Annotated in this window: 16 protein-coding genes and 1 pseudogene; 4 read left to right on the top strand and 13 right to left on the bottom strand. The window is 72.2% G+C overall.

The features are described 5' to 3' along the window. Nucleotides 1-306: pseudogene (locus tag I0C86_RS39180) on the top strand (serine/threonine-protein kinase); the annotation flags it as partial. 42 nt (nucleotides 307-348) lie between these two features. Here I0C86_RS39180 and I0C86_RS39175 read toward each other — a convergent pair. From I0C86_RS39175 to I0C86_RS39115, 13 genes are all read right to left on the bottom strand, one after another. Beyond that, complete coding sequence (locus tag I0C86_RS39175) at nucleotides 349-1,674, bottom strand: ABC transporter ATP-binding protein (protein ID WP_196206368.1); 1,326 nt, start codon at nucleotides 1,672-1,674, stop codon at nucleotides 349-351. A 312-nt stretch (nucleotides 1,675-1,986) separates the two neighbouring features. Continuing rightward, nucleotides 1,987-2,976, bottom strand: a complete 990-nt coding sequence (locus I0C86_RS39170; protein WP_196206367.1) for a hypothetical protein — start codon at nucleotides 2,974-2,976, stop codon at nucleotides 1,987-1,989. A 132-nt stretch (nucleotides 2,977-3,108) separates the two neighbouring features. Then, nucleotides 3,109-3,324 carry a hypothetical protein gene (locus I0C86_RS39165; RefSeq protein WP_196206366.1) on the bottom strand — a complete coding sequence of 72 codons (216 nt, stop codon included), beginning with the start codon at nucleotides 3,322-3,324 and terminating at the stop codon, nucleotides 3,109-3,111. Nucleotides 3,325-3,333: 9 nt separating this feature from the next. Beyond that, nucleotides 3,334-6,708, bottom strand: a complete 3,375-nt coding sequence (locus I0C86_RS39160; protein WP_196206365.1) for a cyclic nucleotide-binding protein — start codon at nucleotides 6,706-6,708, stop codon at nucleotides 3,334-3,336. 177 nt (nucleotides 6,709-6,885) lie between these two features. Next, complete coding sequence (locus I0C86_RS39155) at nucleotides 6,886-7,947, bottom strand: glycosyltransferase family 4 protein (protein ID WP_196206364.1); 1,062 nt, start codon at nucleotides 7,945-7,947, stop codon at nucleotides 6,886-6,888. Between the two features lie 114 nt (nucleotides 7,948-8,061). Beyond that, nucleotides 8,062-8,739, bottom strand: coding sequence for a BON domain-containing protein (locus tag I0C86_RS39150; protein WP_196206363.1), 678 nt, complete (start codon nucleotides 8,737-8,739; stop codon nucleotides 8,062-8,064). Nucleotides 8,740-9,046: 307 nt separating this feature from the next. After that, nucleotides 9,047-10,894: a trypsin-like peptidase domain-containing protein gene (locus I0C86_RS39145; protein ID WP_196206362.1), complete on the bottom strand. Its 1,848-nt coding sequence runs from the start codon at nucleotides 10,892-10,894 to the stop codon at nucleotides 9,047-9,049. A 63-nt stretch (nucleotides 10,895-10,957) separates the two neighbouring features. Then, nucleotides 10,958-12,562, bottom strand: a complete 1,605-nt coding sequence (locus tag I0C86_RS39140; protein ID WP_323374133.1) for a sensor histidine kinase — start codon at nucleotides 12,560-12,562, stop codon at nucleotides 10,958-10,960. Next, on the bottom strand, nucleotides 12,559-13,263 hold the full coding sequence (locus I0C86_RS39135) for a response regulator transcription factor (protein ID WP_192767083.1): 705 nt from the start codon (nucleotides 13,261-13,263) through the stop codon (nucleotides 12,559-12,561). Before I0C86_RS39135 ends, I0C86_RS39140 begins: the two co-directional genes overlap by 4 nt. Nucleotides 13,264-13,358: 95 nt before the next feature. Next, nucleotides 13,359-14,045 carry a PadR family transcriptional regulator gene (locus tag I0C86_RS39130; RefSeq protein ID WP_196206361.1) on the bottom strand — a complete coding sequence of 229 codons (687 nt, stop codon included), beginning with the start codon at nucleotides 14,043-14,045 and terminating at the stop codon, nucleotides 13,359-13,361. 7 nt (nucleotides 14,046-14,052) lie between these two features. Beyond that, nucleotides 14,053-14,229: a hypothetical protein gene (locus tag I0C86_RS39125; protein WP_196206360.1), complete on the bottom strand. Its 177-nt coding sequence runs from the start codon at nucleotides 14,227-14,229 to the stop codon at nucleotides 14,053-14,055. Between the two features lie 171 nt (nucleotides 14,230-14,400). After that, complete coding sequence (locus I0C86_RS39120) at nucleotides 14,401-15,399, bottom strand: lysophospholipid acyltransferase family protein (protein WP_407676399.1); 999 nt, start codon at nucleotides 15,397-15,399, stop codon at nucleotides 14,401-14,403. Beyond that, nucleotides 15,396-16,196 (bottom strand): GNAT family N-acetyltransferase, encoded by an 801-nt coding sequence (locus I0C86_RS39115; RefSeq protein WP_196206359.1) that lies wholly within the window; start codon nucleotides 16,194-16,196, stop codon nucleotides 15,396-15,398. The genes I0C86_RS39120 and I0C86_RS39115 overlap by 4 nt, the downstream gene beginning before the upstream one ends. 320 nt (nucleotides 16,197-16,516) lie before the next feature. Between I0C86_RS39115 and I0C86_RS39110 the strand changes: the two genes are divergently transcribed. The 3 genes from I0C86_RS39110 to I0C86_RS45660 all read left to right on the top strand — a co-directional run. Beyond that, the gene (locus I0C86_RS39110; RefSeq protein ID WP_196206358.1) at nucleotides 16,517-17,455 is read left to right on the top strand and encodes an ABC transporter ATP-binding protein; all 939 of its coding nucleotides are present in this window, start codon (nucleotides 16,517-16,519) and stop codon (nucleotides 17,453-17,455) included. Next, nucleotides 17,452-18,282, top strand: coding sequence for an ABC transporter permease subunit (locus tag I0C86_RS39105; RefSeq protein ID WP_196206357.1), 831 nt, complete (start codon nucleotides 17,452-17,454; stop codon nucleotides 18,280-18,282). The genes I0C86_RS39110 and I0C86_RS39105 overlap by 4 nt, the downstream gene beginning before the upstream one ends. 265 nt (nucleotides 18,283-18,547) lie before the next feature. Then, the coding region (locus I0C86_RS45660) for a 2-oxoglutarate dehydrogenase E1 subunit family protein (RefSeq protein ID WP_196206356.1) at nucleotides 18,548-18,742 on the top strand (195 nt) is incomplete at its 3' end.

Genomic DNA, 18,742 nt, shown 5'->3' with positions numbered 1-18,742 from the left:
TTGCCGCCGTCCCGGGTGGACCGTTCCGAGCCCGGTACACCGCCGATCAACGAGGCGATCGCCCGACTCGACCAGCTCGTCGACGACGGGGTGGCGGCCAGCGCGATCCGGGACCACGCCGGGGTGGACCTCCGGAACCACCTGCGTAACCTCCGGGCCGACCTGAACGCCGGGCCGAGCGACCTGGCCGGGCAGGTCACGCAGTTGCGGGAGAAGGTCGCGGTACGCCGCAACGAGGGCTCGATCTCGCCCGAGTACGCCGAGCAGCTCGACGCCGCCCTGGTCCGGCTGGCCCAGGCCGCCTGAGCCTGCTCCGGGGCGGGAAGGGGCTGGTACGCCGCCGGCGGTTCAGCCCAGCCGGATCCGGTTCCCGGCGCCGTCGAACAGCAGCAACCGGTCCAGGTCCACTGCCAGCGCTATCGACTCCCCGGCCCGGGGCAGAACCCCGGCCGGCACCCGGACCACGAGCTGGCCGGCGGTCGGCGGCTCGTCGCCGAGTTCCGGGTCGTACACGGGATAGAAGCCGTACTCGGTACGGGCCGTCGCCGGTGGCTGCTCCGGCCGGGAATGCGGGATCATCCGGGCCAGCCGGTCCCGGACCGGATGTCCGGCCGGCAGGTCCTCGGCGAGCAGTTCGGAGAGGTGGTGGCCGGTGGCCGGATGCTCCAGCCGGGACTGTGCGGCAGAGGTCGGTAGCGTGCCGGTCGTGACGTGCACCAACGCCTCGTGGCCGAGGTTCTCCACCAGCCGGACCACCCCGCGCAGCACCGGCCCGGTCGTCTCCGGGGCCGTCGGGGTCAGTGCGTCCGCGCGCAACGCCAGGGTCACCCGGTCGGTGTGCCGGTCCCGCAGCGGCGCCATCCGGGGATCGTCCGGCGGCAGCTCGATCAGCTGCGACCCGAGGTCGAGCAGCACCCCGTCGTCGGAGGCGTAGATGGCGGCCTGTACCAGGTTGGCCCGGGGCGTGCCGAGGAAGGCCGCGACGAACAGGGTCTCCGGGTCCCGGTAGACCTCGTCCGGCGGCCCGATCTGCTGGAGTACGCCACGGCGCAGCACCGCGACCCGGTCCGCCATCGTCATCGCCTCGACCTGGTCGTGCGTGACGTAGAGCGTTGTCATGGCGAGGCGGCGGGCGAGCGCCGCGACCTCGGCCCGCAGCTCCGCCCGTAGGCCGGCGTCCACGTTGGACAACGGCTCGTCGAGGAGGAACGCCCGCGACTCGCCGACCATGGCGCGCGCCATCGCGACCCGCTGTCGCTGTCCGCCGGACAGGTGTCTGGGTTTCCGGCCGAGCAGATCGGTGATGCCGAGCTGGTCGGCGACCTCCGCGACCCGACTGGCCGCGTCGGACGGCGTCGCCGAGCCGGTCGTCAACGGGAAACCGATGTTCTCGGCGACCGTCAGATGCGGATAGAGCGCGTAGTCCTGGAACACCATCGACAGTCGCCGGTCCCAGCCGGCCTCCGGGAGCACCGGCTCCCCGCCGATCAGTACCCGGCCGCTGGTTGGCTCCTCCAGCCCGGCCACCAGACGCAGAATCGTCGACTTGCCGCATCCGGTCGGCCCGAGCAGGGCGACGAACTCCCCCGAGCCGATCTCGATGCTGACTCCGTCGACTGCGACAGTGCCATCGGGAAATATCTTTGTCAGCCGGTCGGTGGCGATGCTGACCACGGCGACCACCTCCTGTCGCCATCGTCAGGGCACAGCGGTCCACGCGCCAGTCCTGTTGCGCCGGACGGCCACGCACGGTGCGCCGGACGGCCGAACCCGATGCGCCAGGCGGCTCTGCACGGTGCGCCGGACGGCATAATGCCACGGCGTCGCCCGCCATGGTGTCCCGCGACGGGAACGGCGCCGGTAGGCCGGCTGACGAGTGCTCCGGCCCCAGTTCCCGACCCGACCCCGGGCTCCCGGCCCCAGTTCCCGACCCGTGCTCGGACCCGGAACCGTGCTCGGCGCTCCTCGGGGCGGGCCGGCGGGATCTCAGTACGTGGAGTCGGCGGGCGGCTCGGCCCGTACCGTCCGATCCATCCACCCGTCGCCGTCGTCGTCGTACATCCGCTTCTCGAAGAAGCCGTCGCGGTTCCTGTCGTACTCGCTGATGTCGACGAGACCGTCGGCGTCGAGGTCGTGACCGACGAAGTCGGTACGGCCGTCCCGGTCGGCGTCGACCAGGATGTCCACGCCGCCGTCGGCCCGGCCGTGCAGGGTGTGCCGGTCCCAGTCCCCGTCGCCGTCGGTGTCGACCCGGGTCCGGTAGCCATCGGGTACGGCCGGTTCGACGTCGGTCGGCGGCTCGACGTACACCGGCGGACCGGACGCCGTCGACGGATCGGCGGCCCCGAAGCCCGTCTCCGCACCGGCCAGCGCACCGGCCAGGCCGCCAGCCGGATCGGCCAGCGCCGCACCGAGGCCACCCTCCGGGGCGGCCAGCGCGGCGTCGGTCGCCGACCCTATCGACCGGCCGATCTCGTCGCCCAGCCCGGCGAGGCCACCCGCCGGTCCTCCCGCGCCGCCTCCGACCGCCGGTGCGGCACACCCCGGCGCCGCACCGAAGCCGACGACCGGCCCGGTCGACCCGGCCGCGCCCTCGGCGGGAACCGGCGCCGCACCGAAACCCTGGTCCGGTACCGGTACGGGCGCCGCGCCCATCCCCTGGACCGGTACGGCGGCGGCGCCGACCGTCGAGGCTGGTGACCCACCCAGGCCGGTGGTGCCGATCTCGCTGCCGACGGACAGCCCGCCGGCCAGCCCGACCAGCGGGGTGAACATGCCGAACAGGCTCGACTGGTTGGCCCGGGTCTCGACGCCGTGCTGGCCGCCCGGGTCGGCGCCGAGTTGCAGTTGGAGCAGGGCCAGTTCGTCCTCGTCCAGCCGGTAACCGGCGAGGGTACCGACCGGATCGGCGGACAACGCGGCCGCGAACGCCGGGTCGGCGACCAACCGCTCCAGTACGACATCGAAGTCACTCACGGTAGTCCCCTCCGTACGCCGGCCTACCCACGCTAACTCCGCCGTGCCATCCCGAGAGTCCTCCGACCGGTTGCCCGCGTCCACGACCGGTCAGTCGCGACCGGTCAGTCGCGACCGGTCAGTCGCGACCGGTCAGTCCAGTTCGGGCATCGGCACCGGCTGCGGGCGGGGTCGGCAGGTGCCGCACTGCAACGCGTCCTCGACCACCAGCGCCTCGGCCCGGCCGCGCACCTCCGACCGGTGCACCTGGAGCAGGTACGGCCCGAACCGGGCATGGTCCTCGCAGAGGCCACGGCCGCAGAACCGGCATCCGCCCCGGGCCGCCTTCGGACAGAACCAACAGAGCACTGCAACTCCTCATCCGACGGTGCCACACGGTTCCAGGTTGATGGTCAGGCTGGTCGACGACGAGTTACCGGCGGCGTCCACCGCGCCGATCCGTACGCCGATCGTCCCACCCTGGCTGTTCTCCCTGCGGTACGGAACGACGACGTCGCCCTGGAACGACTCGCCGGAACGCTGGATCTGCACCGAACCACCGTCACCCTCCCCGAGCGACCAGTCCGCGGTCACCCTGATCTCCGAGCCCTGGCTGACGTCGTCGGCGACGGATCCACCGATGGTGGCGACACCGTCAGGTCCGCAGGAGGGACGGGAGATGCTGGTCGGCTTGGCGAAGACACCCGAGAAGGTCGGCCCGGAATCGTCGCTCGGCGGGGTCGTCGGCACGGTGCTGGTGGGCGGGGCAGTCGTCCGGGGCGGCGTCACCGCGGGACCGGTCGTCCTCGGGGTGCTGGCCGGGGTGGTCGGGATCGTGCCGGGCGTCGTCGGTGCCGGTGTCGGCGTACCGGGCGAGGCGGTCGGCGACGGCCCGACGCTCGGCGTCGGTGTCGCGCCTGCGGGGAAGGGCGATTCGGGGGCACCGGGGGTTCCGGTCGGCCCCGTACCGTCCGGGAAGGTGTCGGCACCACACCCGGACAGCCGCCCGGTGGCCTGCTGCCGGACCCCGGCGACCCGTACCTCCCCGGTCGAGACCTCGATACTCCGGGTCCAGGCCGTGTACCGGGCCGGACCCCGGTTGCTGATCCCACCGGCGGGCCGGTTCACCAGCAGCGCGAGGGGCGCGAAGGCGGGGCTCGGGCTGCCCGTGTCGGCAAGCATCCGACCGGCGTCCAGGGTCAGCCGCCCGTGCGGGGTGGTCGTCCGGGTCCCGTCGCTCCAGAGTGCACCGACCGTGGTCCGGGCGCCCGCGCAGAGCGTCACCGTCGAACCGCCCCGGAACGTCAGGAGGCCCCGGGACCGGGCGGCCACCCGGATCTGGTCACCGTCGCCGACGTAGATCCGGGACCCCTCGGCCAGGGTCACGCTCCGACCGTCGACGGTCGCGACGAGCCGCCCCCGCTCGGCCGCGAGCAGGGCCCGGTCGCGGGGCATCTCCGCCCAGGCGGGCCCGGGGATCAGGTTGCTGGCCGTGGCGAGCAGGGCCAGCAGCAGGAAGAGCAGGACCAGCCACCAGAGCCGCCGCTCGAACCGCCGGTCGACGTCGTCGTCCACGCCGGGCGGAGGCGGGCCGGGCGGTGCGGCCAGGGGTGGGTAACCGGCACCCGGATGTACGCCCGTCCGGGGTGCGCTGCCCGGCGTACTGGCTCCGGCCGCGGTGACCGGCTCGGCGGGGGCGCCGAACAGCATCGGCAGGCCGGTGACCGCGGGCAGGGCCCAGATCCGGACCGGCGTACGGGCGGTGGCGACCGTACCCGGCTCGCCCTCGCCGGCCGGGCCGATCACGGTGCCTCGGCGGAGTTGGGTGCCGTCGGGCAGTTCGATCACTCCGGACTCGACCACGACGGCGTCGTTCGCCCCGGACAGCGTGATCGGGTCCCCGGCGGCGAGCGCCACCACCCGAGCGCTGGAGACCAGTCCCAGCCGGTCCTCGGCGGTGAGTCCGCGCAGCGCGGGTGCCTCGGCGAACAGCACCTCGGCCTCGGCCCGGTCGGCGAGGGGCGGTCCGGGCAGCGGTCCCACCCCGGCGACCACCACCGCCGCCGGCATGCCGAGCAGGACGGTGCCGGCGGTGTGCCAGTTCAGGGTGGCCGGGGTCCCGGTGAGCGCACTGGCCAGGCCGATCACGCCGCCAGGGCCGAGGCGCTGCCGCACCAGCCCGCCCGGGTCTCCCGGGCGCCGGCCCTCCATCGCGCCGTCGGCGACCAGGTAGACGGTCGACTGGGCGGCGCCCGCGAAGACCAGGTGCTGGCCGGTACGCGGGCGTACCCACCGGGCCCGCGCGGCCAACTCGGCGAGGGTGGCGGACGGAAGCCGCCCCAGTGCGGAGTTCCGCAGCGCGTCCAGCCGGCGGGGCAGGTCCACCCGCTGCCGACGCTCGATCCACCGGCCGCGTGCCGCGCGGAACCGGGCGGCGAGCCAGCCGGCCGCCAGGTAGACCAGTGGAGCGGCCAGCCCTGCGATCACGGCGAACAGCAGCAGCCGGGCCGGCCAGCCGGCCCGCCACAGCCCGAGCGCCAGTCCGGCGACCCGGTCGGTCCAGATCCGCCAGCCCAGGTTGACGGCGATCACCACCCAGAGCATGGCCAGGGTGCCGTAGAGGGCGACAAGCCGGCCCTCCCGGTCCAGTTGCGCCCAGGTCGGCGGCCGGCGCCGCAACCGGGCCAGCACGTGTGCCAGGCCGCGCGAGCGCAGGTTGGGTATCTCCAGCCAGTCCATCAGCAGGTAGTAGCCGTCCAACGCGAGGAACGGGTTCAGGTTGAACAGCGCGTTGAGGTACCAGGCGAAGGCGAGCTTGAACGTCCAGGGCGCCGTCTCGGGCACCAACAGCCCGACGAGTTGGGCGAGACCGGCCAGGATCAGTCCGGCGGCCGGTCCGGCGGCCGTGGTGAGCATCCGGGCTCGCCGGCCCGCCATCCAGACGTCCGTGGTGTCGACGAAGACCGACGGGATGCCGAAGTACACCAGGAAGCCCGCGGCCGGCACCCGACGTCCGGCGTGCTTCGTCGCGAGGGCGTGCCCCAGTTCGTGGCAGGCGAGCGCGAGTACGTTGAGTCCGACCAGCACCAGCGCGCCGGCCGCGTACGACCCGTCGGTCAGGAACAGCGACTGGTCCCCGGCCCACCAGGTCCAACCGAAGAGCAGTAGCCCGAGTACCGCCACGACCCCGAGCAGCCCGGCGGCCACCCGGGTGAAGAGCAGCCGGCCCCCGCCCCGGTAGACGAGTTCGACCAGGCGGTCGATGTCGGCCACCACGGTGCGCTGCCCCTTGGCCGCCGCCAGCAGCCCCCGGCCAAGCCGTACCGGCCAGGGCCGACGGTGCACCCGGTCGAGCGGACGGAACGCGTCCACCGGAAGCTCGGCAAGCATCCGGTTGCCGGCCAGATCGGCGACGACCCGGGTGACCTGGTCCGGGGCGAGCCGGCCGGCGATCCGGGCGAACTCGGCGACGAGTCGGGCCACCGTGCGGGAGCCGTCCATCAGCCCGGCCAGCCGCCACTCCTCAGGAGACAGTCGCAGGTAGCAGGCGTCGCCCCGGTCGTCGGGAGAGCGGAGCATGACGTACGGCACGCCGCGTACCGAGACCAGTTCGGCGGACTCGATGCCGGGTCGCAGTACGGGACGGGCCCGGGCGGGGTTGAGCCGCTCGACGACGGCGGTCCACACCCCCGGCTCGGCCGGACCCGACGGCCTGCCCGGCGCACGGCCAGCAAGTGCCTCCCAGACGCTCATCCGGCTCTCGACGACCGCCACTGACCTCTGCCCTCCGCGTGTCGCTGCGGCATGCAGAGTAAAGCGTCGATGCACCCCAGGTGCAACCGCGTCCGCTTCCCGACAGCATCCGGTACTGAAGTGTTAGGAGGGGACCCTTCATATACAGAAAGCGCTAATAGGGGGCCCTTCCTTACCTCACCATGCCCCCGTGGGGGCGGAGGGTTGTTGGAGCGGCTGGTGGGGGGTTGGCTCGGCCCAGGCACGGTAGGCCCGCTCGTAGTCGTCGGCCATCCGGGAAGCGGAGAACTCCTGGCGGACGTGGGCCGCGCAGGTTCCCGGGTCCAGCCGGACGGCATCGAGCAGGGCCGGGGCCAGCTCCGCCGGATCGTCGCAGATCAGTCCGGTCTCACCGTGCCGGATCAGTTCCGGTACGGCTCCCCGGTTCAGCGCTACCACCGGGGTACCGGTGGCCATCGCCTCGACCATCACCATGCCGAACGGCTCCTCCCAGCGGATCGGCATGATCAGGGCGCGGGCGGCGAGCATCAGCCGCACGGTGGTGTCCCGGTCGGGGTTGCGCAGCACGGTCACGTCGGACCCGACCATCGGCTCGATGACCTGTTCGAGGTACTGGCGCTCGGCCCGCGAGTGGCACTTGCCGGCCAGCACCAGCGGCAGCCCCGCGGCGCGGCAGGCCTCGATCGCCAGATCGGGGCCCTTGTCGGCGCTGAACCGGGCGAGCCACAGTACCGGCCCCATCCCCGGTGCCGACTTCGTCACCAGGTTGGCGGTCGAGATTCCGTTGTGGATCGTGGCGGCCCAGGCCAGCTCGGGGGCCAGTCGGCGCTGGGTGTGCGAGATGGCGACCAGTCCCACCCGGGGGTCGATGTCGCCGAGCACCTCCCCCAGTTCACCGGTCGGCATCCCGTGCACGGTGGTCAGGGTCGGCACGTCCCGCTCGGCGGCGGCGTACGGCCCGACGGTGGTGTGGTCGTGCACGATGTCGAACGACTCCCGCGAGATCATCCGGTTGACCCGGGACAGATGGGCCAGTTCCGGCAACGCCTGACCGAGCCGCTGGTGCTGCAGCTCCGGAACGGTTCCGACGAAGTGGGCCGCCGTACCCGTACCCGTACCCGCGCCGAAGAGGGTCACCTCGTGTCCCTTGGCGGCGAGCGCGTCGATCAACGCCGAGCACACCTGTTCCAGCCCGCCGTACCCGGGCGGCGGCAGTTCGTACCACGGGGGTACGACCATCGCGATCCGTAGGCGGTTGGTCGACTGTGCTCGTTCAGACGGATTCTTCGTCACGCAGCGGTCCTCCCTCGGGGCCGGCAGCTCGGATGGTGTGACGCCGCAGGTCCCGACGGTTCAGGTCGCCAGGGTGAGCCGGATCTCGACGTCGACGACCCCCGGAGCCGCCCAGGCCACCCGTTCGGCCTGCTCCCGTTCCAGCCACGACCGCACCTCGCCGGTGAGTACCACGGTCTCCCCGTCGACGTCGATGTCGATCCGTTCGACGTCCACGTTCACCGTCCTGGCCAGCGCGCGCCGGATGTCACGCCGGATCTCCTCGGTCGAGATGTCCTCGACCGGCCGGACCGCGATCAGGTTGGTCACACCCCGTACGCCGGTCAGCCGGCGGACCGACCGTTCGGCGGCCCGTTTCTGGTATCCCCGCTCGACCTCGCCGCGCAACGTCAGCCAGCCGTTGGCGACGGTCACCTCGATCTGCTCCACCGGCACGAACTCGTCCCATTCCAGGGCCCGGCTCGCCGCCGTCGCGATGTCCGGGTCGTGCCGCTCGGCGTCGCCGGGCAGTCGGACCTCGATGTCGTTGGCCACCGCCCGGATGCCCCGGATCCGGTGTGCGGTGCGCTCGGCCGCCCACTTCTTGGCGTAGCTGTCGACCCAGCCGGTGAGGGTCGCGATGCCGCTCTTGACCGAGACGCCGATCTCGCTGGCTCGTACCCGGGCGTCCCAGCCCAGCTCGGCCAGCACCTCACGTTGGATGTCGACGTCGCTGCGTGCCATGGTCGCGGTACTCATCGCCGCCCCTCCCCAGGTCCGTGGCGGTCCCCCGGTCTCGGTGGAGCCCGGTCTCCGCCCTTGCAGAGCACCCCCGATATTCGCCCTGGTCCGGGTGAGCCGGACTCACCCGGAGCAGGTGAAGCCCCGCCGGCGGATCGAGCGGGCGGGGCCGGGCGGGAGAGGTGGGATCGAGGAGCGGAGGCCCGAAGGAGGAGCGGCGGGCGACCTGACCAACCCCCTTGGTCACGTCGCCCGCCGCTCTGGGGAGGAGGTCTACCTCCCGTTTCCGGAGGGTCGACCCGAAAGTGTTCGGCCGGTCCTGTCCTTACGACGTTTCGGCGAGCGTCACGGTTGCCGACTTTTCGGCTCCGTTCCGGGTGTACGTCACCTGTACCTGGTCACCGACCTTGCCGCCCTGTACGGCCGCGACGAGGTCGTCGGAGTCGTTGATCCGCTTGTCGCCGAACTGGGTGACCACGTCGCCCTGCTGCAGGCCCGCCTTGGCGGCCGGGCTGTTCGGCTGGACCGCTCCGATCAGCGCGCCGCCGTTCTCGGCGGCGGTGACCTGGACCCCGAGCGACGGGTGGCTGACCTTCTCGCCCCGCTGGAGCGCCTCGGCGACCACCATCGCCTTGTTGCTCGGGATCGCGAAGCCGACCCCGATGTTGCCGGTGCCCTGGCCGGCGGTGGCGATCGCGGTGTTGATGCCGATCACCTCGGCCTTGGTGTTGACCAGCGCCCCACCGGAGTTCCCGGGGTTGATCGGTGCGTCGGTCTGGAGCAGGCCGGAGATCGAGGTGGCGCCGCCCTGCTGCCGCTCGAGCGGGTTCTGCTGGTCCTCCTGGCCACCGGCCTGGATGGTCCGGTCCCGGGCACTGATGATGCCGGCCGTCACCGAGCCCTGCAGGCCGAGCGGGCTACCGAGCGCCAGCACCTGGTCGCCGACCTGCATGGCGTCGCTGTCGCCGAACTTCGCGGCGGCGAGTCCGGAGACTCCCTCGGCCTTCACCACGGCCAGGTCGGTCTTCGGATCGGTGCCGATGATCTTCGCGGCGGCCTTCTTGCCGTCGGCGAAGACCACCTGGACCTGGTCGCCGTTCGCGCTCGCCACCACGTGGTTGTTGGTAAGTACGAAGCCGTCGGCGCTCATCACCACGCCGGAGCCCTCGGCGCTGCTGGTGCTGATCGACACGACGCTGTTCTCCACCTGGGCGGCGATCTTCGGCAACTCGGCGGGGTTGATCACCGGTGCCGCCGTGAAGTTCCGCGTCGTCACCGTCGGGCCGTCGTCGAGGGCGAGCGCGATGGCGCCGCCGGCGATGCCGGAGCCGACCATCAGCGCCAGGGCCGCGGCACCGATCGCCGCGAACTTGCCGAACCGGCCTCCGGACGACGGCGCCGGCCCGGCGGGTACGGCCCAGGGCGGTGCCGAGGGGCCGCCGAGGTGCGGCGGCAGTCCGCCGCCCTGGTGATGCGGGCCGGGCTGACCCGCCCAGCCCGGGTGGGGCTGCTGGCCACCCTGCGGCGCCTGCCAGGGGCTGGTCGCCGGCTCGGTCCCGGTCCGGCCGGTGGGCGGCAGGCTGTACGGCTGGCCGGAGGCCGGCGCCGCCCCGTACGGGCCGGCGCTGTACGGCTGCCCCGAAGCCGGCGCGGCCCCGTGCGGGCCGGCGCCGTACGGCTGCCCGGGGGCGGGTGCACCGGCGTACGGCTGGCCGGAGGCGGGTACGCCGCTGTACGGCTGTGCGGAGGTCTGTGCCGCGCCGTGCGCGCCGTACGGCTGTGCGGAGGTCTGTGCCGGGCCGTGCGCGCCGTACGGCTGCCCGGGGACGGGTGGTGCGGGTGCGCCGGCGTACGGCTGCTGACCGGAGGTCTGTGCCGATCCGTACGCCCCTGCACCGTACGGCTGGCCGGAGGCCGGCGTCACCGTGGCGGTCGGCGGCTCGTGGCGGTCATCCGCGTCGCCGGACGCGACGCGGTCCGCCGCGCCGGTGCTGCCCGGGGTGCCCGGGTCGGCGGAGTCGGTGCCGGGCGTGGCCGAGTCGGCGGGGCGATGCCCGAAGGCGTCGGAATCGGACTGCCCGCGGTCGTCGCGCGGCAGCTCAGCGGTGGGATGCGAGAGCTCGCGGTCGGCGTTCGCCGGCCGCCGCTGCGGGTCGGTCTCGAAGTCGCTCATGTCCCCTACCTTGCCCCCTCGCTCTGCGACCTACCTTGAGGGCGCCTGGATATTGGCTGAGAATTACTCTACGTCGATCTCTCCGGCCGTCTCCGGTCCTTCGGAGAGTTCGGGTGCGAGCGGAAGTCGGACCCGGAAGGTCGCTCCGCCCCCGGGTGTCTCCACCGCCTCGACGCTGCCCTGATGCCCGGCGACCAGGGCCGCGACGATCGCCAGCCCGAGCCCCGTGCTGATCTGACCGCCCGCCTGGCGGGTCCGGGCGGCGTCCGCCCGGTAGAACCGTTCGAAGACCCGCTCGGCCTGTTCCGGGGAGAGTCCTGGCCCGGTGTCGGCGACCTCCACCACCGCATCGGTCTGCTCGGTCCGCAGCCGCAACGTCACCGAGGCGTCGGCGGGCGTGTGGGTCAGCGCGTTCGTCATCAGGTTGCCCAGCACCTGCCTCAGGCGTGCGTCGTCACCGAGCACGACCAGCGAGCCCGCGCCCGGCTCGATCTCCAGGTCGATCGACCGCTCCGGGGCGACCGCGCGGGCGGCCTGGACGGTGTCGGCGCCCAGGACCGGCAGTTCGACCGGGGCCAGGGTGAGCGGGCGTTCCCGGTCGAGCCGGGCCAGCAGCAGCAGGTCCTCCACGAGCAGTCCCATCCGGGCCGCCTCGTCCTCGATCCGCCGGATCAGCCGGGCGATGTCCTCGGCCGAGCCGGCCGCACCCTGCCGGTAGAGCTCGGCGAAGCCCCGGATGGTGGTCAACGGCGTACGCAGCTCGTGTGAGGCGTCGGCGATGAACTGCCGCATCCGCTCCTCGGATCGGCGGGCCCGCGCCTCCGAGGCCTGCGCGGCGAGCGCGGCGCTCCGGGCCGACCCCTCGGCGCCCCGGGCGGTCGCTTCGGCAGACCGGGCGGCCGACTCCGAGGCCGCCCTGGCGGTGAAGGCCACCTCGATCTGGCTCAGCATGGCGTTCAACGCCCGGGACAGCCGGCCGAGTTCGGTTTTGGCCTCGGCGGCGCCGGGTTCCGGGTCGGGAACCCGGCGGGAGAGGTCACCACCGGCGATCGCCGCCGCGGTCCGTTCGATCTCCACCAGCGGTCTCAGACTGGTACGCACGATCGCGGCGCCGGCCGCCGCGAGTGTGATCAACACCGACCCGCCGACCAGCACGTCGATCCAGATGAGTTCCTTGACCGCCAGGTCGACCTCGGTGAGGTTCTGCCCGACCGCGATGTACTCGGCATCGTTGACCCGCACGATCATCATCCGCCAGCGCAACTGGTGATCCGCCGAGGTGGCGTTGAAGACCTTGCCGTCGGCGTGCCGCCGGTACCAGGAGGCGTCCCGGAGGGTGCCGGGCAGGTTGGACGGGGTCAGGACCCGGTCGTCGTAGATGGGGATGGCCTTCCACGACTGCTCGCTCGCCGCGACCAGCAGGTAGTCGGTCGGCAGGCTCGGGTTCGTGCGTTCCGGCTCGAACTGCTGCCAGACCCGCTCCGGCTGGCTCATGAAATCCCGCAGCTCGGCGTCGATCTTGTCGATCAGGTAGCTGCGCAGGAAGAACGCGGTCATCACGCTGATCACCACCAGCGCGGCGGCGACCAGGGCGAGGACGGCGGCAACCAGCTTGATCCGGAGCGGGACGGCGCGTAGTCGCCCCACCAGCGGCAGTGCGGTGCTCACGCCGCCGGCTTGCGGAGCACGTATCCGACCCCCCGCAGCGTGTGAATCAGTCGGGGCTGGGTGGTGTCGACCTTGCGCCGCAGGTACGAGATGTAGGACTCGACGATGTTGTCGTCGCCCCGGAAGTCGTAGTTCCAGACGTGGTCCAGGATCTGCGCCTTCGAGAGCACCCGGTTGGCGTTGAGCATGAGGTAACGCAGCAGCTTGAACTCGGTCGGCGAGAGCTGGACCCGCTTCCCGGCCCGGTGCACCTCGTGGGTCTCCTCGTCCAGTTCGAGATCGGCGAAGGTCAGCCGGGACGGCGCGTGTTCGCCGGTGGCCGTACGACGCAGCACCGCCCTGATCCGGGCGGTCAGCTCCTCCAGGCTGAACGGCTTGGTGACGTAGTCGTCGCCGCCCAGGGTCAGCCCGCGGATCTTGTCGTCGGTGGCGTCCCGCGCGGTGAGGAAGACCACCGGCGTACGGGTGCCGCCCTCGCGGAGCAGTCGGATCACCTCGAAGCCGTCGAGGTCGGGCAGCATGACGTCGAGCACGACCAGGTCGGGTCGCCGCTCCTTCGCCGCGCTGACCGCCGCGCTGCCGCTGGTCGCGGTGGCCACGTCGAACCCGGCGAACCGCAGACTGGCGGAGAGCAGCTCGAGAATGTTTGGATCGTCCTCGACGACGAGTAGTCGCGCCTCGGTCTGGGTTGTCGCTGCCATCTGGCCATCATCCGCGCCACCGCTGCACCTCGGCTGTGCATCCCCTGAAAACTCCCTGAGAGGCCGGACCGCACCGGCCGCCGTCGCTCGGCCGGTCAGCGCAGCAGCCGCCGTAACCCGTCCAACGCCCCGTGGAGCAGCCGGGCCGCCGTCCGCAACTGGGCCTCGCTGAACCGCCGGCTATCGGCCAGCGCCCGTACCTCGGCGACGAAGTCGATCAGGTGCCGTTCGAACTCGTCAACCGGATCGGCGTCCTCCCCGGGTTCGCCGGTACGGGGCCGCCCGCCCCCGGAACCGCCGGCCGCCGGCCGCTCGCCACCAGGACGGCCGTTGCCGGCCGCCGATCGCGGGTACGCCCCGGACGGGCCGCTCTCCCGGTCACCCCGTCGAAGCTCCCGGGCCGCGGCGCGCAGCTCCTGTCTCAGGTCGTGGACCGAACCACGCAGCTCGGTCCGGATGTCACCGGCGAGCTTGGCCAGGTCGCTCACCGAGGCGTGGATCTCCGACTCCAGGGTCGCCACCTCGTCGGCGCGTTGCCGCAGTTCGGCCCGGCCCGCCTCGGTGATCCGGTAGATCTTCCGGCCGCCGACGGCGTTGTGGGTGACCAGCCCCTCGGCCTCCAGCCGCTGCAACCGGGGATAGATCGTGCCGGCGCTCGGCGCGTAGAGGCCCAGGAACTTCTCCTCCAGCAGCCGGATCAGCTCGTAACCGTGCCTCGGTCCGCCGTCGAGGAGCTTGAGCAGATAGAGCCGGAGCCGGCCATGGCCGAACACCGTCGTCATGCCGCCCTCACTCCGCGGTTCGCCGTGCCAGCAACACGATGCTGCCGGACATCGTGCTGGCCCGCAGGCTACCGCCCCCGGTGCCGACCACGTTGACGCGTCCGGTGGCCAGCCGGACGACGAGTTGGTCAACCGGTTCGGCGATGGTCAACCGGCGGGGACCGTCGACCGTCCAACTGGCCATGGCGTCTCCCCTGCTGCGGCGGGCCGTTCCGCCCGCAGGGGTGCGGGAACGGACGGCGAAGGTGGCCTGCGCCCGCCACGATAACGCGATACATCGCGTTGCCGCGACAACCCGACGGCGCCGCTGCCCCACCCGTCCGGCTGCGGCCCGGCGGAGGTGACGCGTCGCGGCTCAGGCGGCCAGTTCCAGCGTTCCCGGCTCCACCGCGCGGTCCGGGCGTACCGCCGGCGCACCCGGGGATCCGGCCGCCCGCACCGCCGCCTGGGCCGCGGCGGCCAGTCGACGCCGGTCCATCCTGCCGTCCCGCCGGCCGGTCGGGGCGCCGGCCTCTGCCGGTCCGTCGACCCACGGCTGGTCGACCCACGAGCCGTCGACCCACGGCTCGTCGACCCACGACCCGTCGACGGCGGTGAGGGTCACCACCAGGCCACGCAACGCCAGCACCCGGCGGACCGAGGAGAACAGGCTCTCCTGCGCCAGGAAGGCGGGCCCGGTCGAGGGTTCCGGCTCCCGTCCCGGCGGCGCGACGCGGTAGCCGAGGTGCACCGGTACCACCGGCGCGTCCGCGTCGATGGCGGCCTGGAACATCGCCGGTCGGAACCGACCGGCGGCACCGCACCGGCCACCCGGACGCGGCAGGCCGCACCAGGTCGTACCCTCCGGAAACACCGCGACCACGTCGTCGGCCCGCAGCGCGGCCACGACCTCGGCGACGGTGTCCGGCAGGGTTCGCGGCCGGGTCCGGTCCACGAAGATCACCCCACCGAGCGCGGCCAGCGGACCGATCAGCGGCCAACGCCGTACCTCGTGCTTGGCCAGCATCCTGGCCGGGGTCGCCGCGAGGATCGTGACCACGTCCAGCCAGGAGACGTGGTTGGCCACCAGCAGCGCCCGGCGGTGCGGCGGTCGGCCCCGGACGTCGAGACCGATCCCGACCGACCGCAGCACCGCGCGGGCCCAGGTCCGACCGGCGACCTGCCGGCCGGACCGGGACAGCAGCGGCAGTACGGGCACCAGCGCCGCCCCGAAGACCAGGGCACCGAGCAACGCCACCAGACGACCGAGTCGAGCCGGTCCGGAGACCCTGGGCGTGGTTTCCGGATCGGGCAGGCATCCCGGGCCACAGTTCGAGTGCGGTCGCCAGAGCGACCAGGTCGGATGCGGGTTCACTGGTCCGGACCGAGGAAGTGTCGGCGGTACCGGTCGGGCATCCGGTCCAGGGAGAACAGCACGTAGAAGTCGGCGGAGTCGAACGCCGGGTCGTACGCGGGCTCGCCGCAGACCCACGCGCCGAGCCGCAGGTAGCCGCGGAGCAGCGGAGGCATCGGTACCCGGCCCCGAGACGCGACCGCCTCGCCGGGCGACACCTCCGAGAGCGCCGCCGCACCACTCGGTTCGGCAAGCCAGGGCCGGTGCGGCCGGACCCGCATCGGCGGCGGCGACAGGTGGCGGCGTTGCACCTCGGCCCAGACCCCGACCGCCGTCGCTCCGCCGTCGCCGAGCGGCACCGAGCCGCAGCCCGCGAGCCAGCGCAGCCCGCGCAGGTGCAGGTATCTGGCAATGCCGGCCCACATCAGGTTGATCACGGCACCGGACCGGTGTGCCGGATCGACGCAGGACCGGCCGATCTCGACCAGACCGTCCCGCAGCGGCGCGAGCGGGGTCAGGTCGAACTCGGCCTCGGCGTAGCGTCCGCCGGCCTGGGCGACCCGGTCCGGTGGCAGCATCCGATAGGTACCGACCACCGCTCCGGTCCGGTCCTCCCGGACGATGAGGTGTTCGCAGTGTGCGTCGAACTCGTCGACGTCCAGTCCGGGCACCGGTGAGGAGAGTTTCGCACCGAACTCTTCGACGAACACGGTGTACCGGAGTCGCTGTGCGGCGGCGACCTGCGCCGCGGTGTCGGCGATCAGCAGGGTGTATCCGCTGGTCCCGGTTACTGCCGGGGTGGTGAGCAGAACGGCCATGGTCTCTGTCTAGGTGCCGGGGCTGCCGTACACGTGTCGACCGGCGGTTGGCGGCGTGTCGATCGGGTGAACGGGGTGTTCGCGCTGGGCACGAGGTATCGACCGGGCCGGGCCGATCGCGGGACAATCGGCCGGCCGGGCCGGGATGGTACCTTTCGTCTCCTCGTGCGCGACCCGAGCGGCTCCTGCTGAAGGAGGACGGGATCATGCCCGGGGATGAGAACGGGTTACGCCATCATCCCGATTGACCCCGGGGCCGCCACCATCGACGCTGTACCACGGCGCGGTCGGTGCGGCGGCGCTTCACCGAGGGGAGTGAAATGTCCGACGGGCGGCTGAGCCCAACGGCCGGCAATGGTCAGATAGTGGTGTCCGGCCTTACGAAGCACTACCGCAATGTCCGAGCGGTCGACAATCTGTCGTTCACCATCGAGCCAGGCCGGGTGACCGGCTTCCTGGGGCCGAACGGTGCCGGCAAGACGACCACGCTGCGGATGTTGCTCAACCTTGTCACGCCCACGGCGGGCGCCGCGACGATCAGCGGGATCCGGTACGCGGACCTGCCGGATCCGATCCGACACGTCGGCGCCGTCCTGGAGGCGTCGAGCGCGCACAAGGGCCGGACCGGGATCAACCATCTTCGGGTGGTCTGCGCCGCGGCCGGGCTGCCGAAGCAGCGGGCCGACGAGGCGCTCGCGCTGGTGGGGCTCAGTCCGGCCGCCAAGCGGAAGTTCAAGGGCTACTCGCTCGGTATGAAGCAGCGGCTCGGTATCGCGGCCGCGATGCTGGGCGACCCGAAGGTGCTGATCCTGGACGAGCCGGCCAACGGGCTCGACCCCGAGGGGATCCGCTGGATGCGCGGGTTCCTCAAGAACCTCGCGGCGGAGGGCCGTACGGTGCTGGTCTCCAGCCACCTGCTCTCCGAGATGCAACTGCTGGCCGACGACGTGGTGATCATCGCGGCCGGCAAGCTCGTCCGGCAGGGCCGGGTCGACGAGGTGGTCGGCTCGATGGCGCACACCACCCGGATCCGGGTACGCACGCCGCAGTCCGACGAGCTGGTCGCCGCGCTCGCCGAGCACGACGCCAAGGTGGAGCCGGGCGAGGGCGGGGTGCTGCTGGTCAGCGGGGTGGACGCCCCGACGGTCGGTCGTGCCGCGCTGGCGGCCAAGGTCGAGCTGCACGAGCTGACCACCGAGCGCCCCGACCTCGAGGGCGTCTTCCTCGAACTCACGGCCGGAAAGGCGGCGATCCGATGACGAGCCTGGTCCGGTCCGAGCTGCTGAAGATCCGTACGACGAACACCTGGTGGGTGTTCGGCCTTCTCGCCCTGCCGCTGTGGGGCCTGACCTTCCTGATCAACTACTTCCAGTCCCAGGCCCTGCTCGACCCGGCCAGCGTCGGCGTCCCGGAGTCGGAGCAGAACGCGCAGTTCCAGGCCGCCGGAGAGCACGTCAACGTCGCGGCGAACCTCTACACGAACGGCCAGTTCTTCGGCGTACTGATCGTCATGCTGCTCGGTGTCATCGTGGTCACCAACGAGTTCTTCCACCAGACCGCCACGACGACCTTCCTCACCACACCGCGCCGCACCTCGGTGGTCGTCGCGAAGCTGATCGCCGCGGCCGTCCTCGGAGTGCTCTTCTGGGTGGTCACCACCGGGCTCAACCTGATCCTGGCCCCGCTCATCCTGAGCAGCCTGGACGTGGGGAGCCAGCTCGACCAGGGCGCGATCTGGCAGGCGATCGGCCTGAACGGTCTCGCGTACCTGCTCTGGTCGGTCTTCGGCATCGGGTTCGGCGTACTGATCCGCAGCCAGATCGGCGCCACCGTCACGGCGCTGCTCACCTATCTCGCCGGCTACATCGGGGCGATCATCGTGCTGTCCATCCTCGCCGACCGGTTCGGTGACTGGATCAACAACCTCCAGTTGATAGTGCCCGCGCTGGCCTCCCAACTGATGGCCACCGGCACCGACCTGCCGGGTACGCCGCCCCGCTGGGCGGGAGCGGCCGTCATGGTCGCGTACGCCGTGCTGACCGGCACCATCGGCACCCTGATCGTGCGCAAGCGGGACATCTCCTGACCCTGCCGATCAGGTGACAATCACCACGCGATGGGCGTACGGCCGGCCGGCCGTACGCCCATCGTCGTCGTGCCGCAACGGCCGGACCTGCCTGCACCTCGGGCGGTAACTCGCAAAACCTGTGAAACACGACACGGCCCCGATGCGACAATGCTGGCGGTTACCGCACGGCGTAGCCTTGGACCCGTCTTTCGACGCAGCCTCCCGGACGGGTGGCAGGAGACCGCGTGACATACAACCCGCGTGAAAGAGGCGATTACCGGCCGTGTCGACCCAGCAGACTTCGCAGGAAAATCCACTGGCGGGGTTCGGCCCCAATGAGTGGATCGTCGAGGAGATGTACCAGCGTTACCTCGCCGACCCCGCCAGCGTCGACTCCGCCTGGCACGACTTCTTCGCCGACTATCGACCCGCGGCGGGACAGGCGGACGGCACCGGGGCCGGCGACGCCGGGGTGACC

It is taken from the genome of Plantactinospora alkalitolerans (genome assembly GCF_015690345.1).
Taxonomy (GTDB): Bacteria; Actinomycetota; Actinomycetes; order Mycobacteriales; family Micromonosporaceae; genus Plantactinospora; species Plantactinospora alkalitolerans.
Note: the sequence above shows the minus strand (reverse complement) of the source record. Positions and strands in the feature narration are given on the sequence as shown.

Excerpts from the sequence above, each read along its gene's own strand:
- I0C86_RS39160 (WP_196206365.1), bottom strand. The coding sequence starts at position 6,708 with ATGAGCGTCTGGGAGGCACTTGCTGGCCGTGCGCCGGGCAGGCCGTCG.
- I0C86_RS39155 (WP_196206364.1), bottom strand. The coding sequence starts at position 7,947 with ATGGTCGTACCCCCGTGGTACGAACTGCCGCCGCCCGGGTACGGCGGG.
- I0C86_RS39150 (WP_196206363.1), bottom strand. The coding sequence starts at position 8,739 with ATGAGTACCGCGACCATGGCACGCAGCGACGTCGACATCCAACGTGAG.
- I0C86_RS39145 (WP_196206362.1), bottom strand. The coding sequence starts at position 10,894 with ATGAGCGACTTCGAGACCGACCCGCAGCGGCGGCCGGCGAACGCCGAC.
- I0C86_RS39135 (WP_192767083.1), bottom strand. The coding sequence starts at position 13,263 with ATGGCAGCGACAACCCAGACCGAGGCGCGACTACTCGTCGTCGAGGAC.
- I0C86_RS39130 (WP_196206361.1), bottom strand. The coding sequence starts at position 14,045 with ATGACGACGGTGTTCGGCCATGGCCGGCTCCGGCTCTATCTGCTCAAG.
- I0C86_RS39125 (WP_196206360.1), bottom strand. The coding sequence starts at position 14,229 with ATGGCCAGTTGGACGGTCGACGGTCCCCGCCGGTTGACCATCGCCGAA.
- I0C86_RS39115 (WP_196206359.1), bottom strand. The coding sequence starts at position 16,196 with ATGGCCGTTCTGCTCACCACCCCGGCAGTAACCGGGACCAGCGGATAC.
- I0C86_RS39110 (WP_196206358.1), top strand. The coding sequence starts at position 16,517 with ATGTCCGACGGGCGGCTGAGCCCAACGGCCGGCAATGGTCAGATAGTG.
- I0C86_RS39105 (WP_196206357.1), top strand. The coding sequence starts at position 17,452 with ATGACGAGCCTGGTCCGGTCCGAGCTGCTGAAGATCCGTACGACGAAC.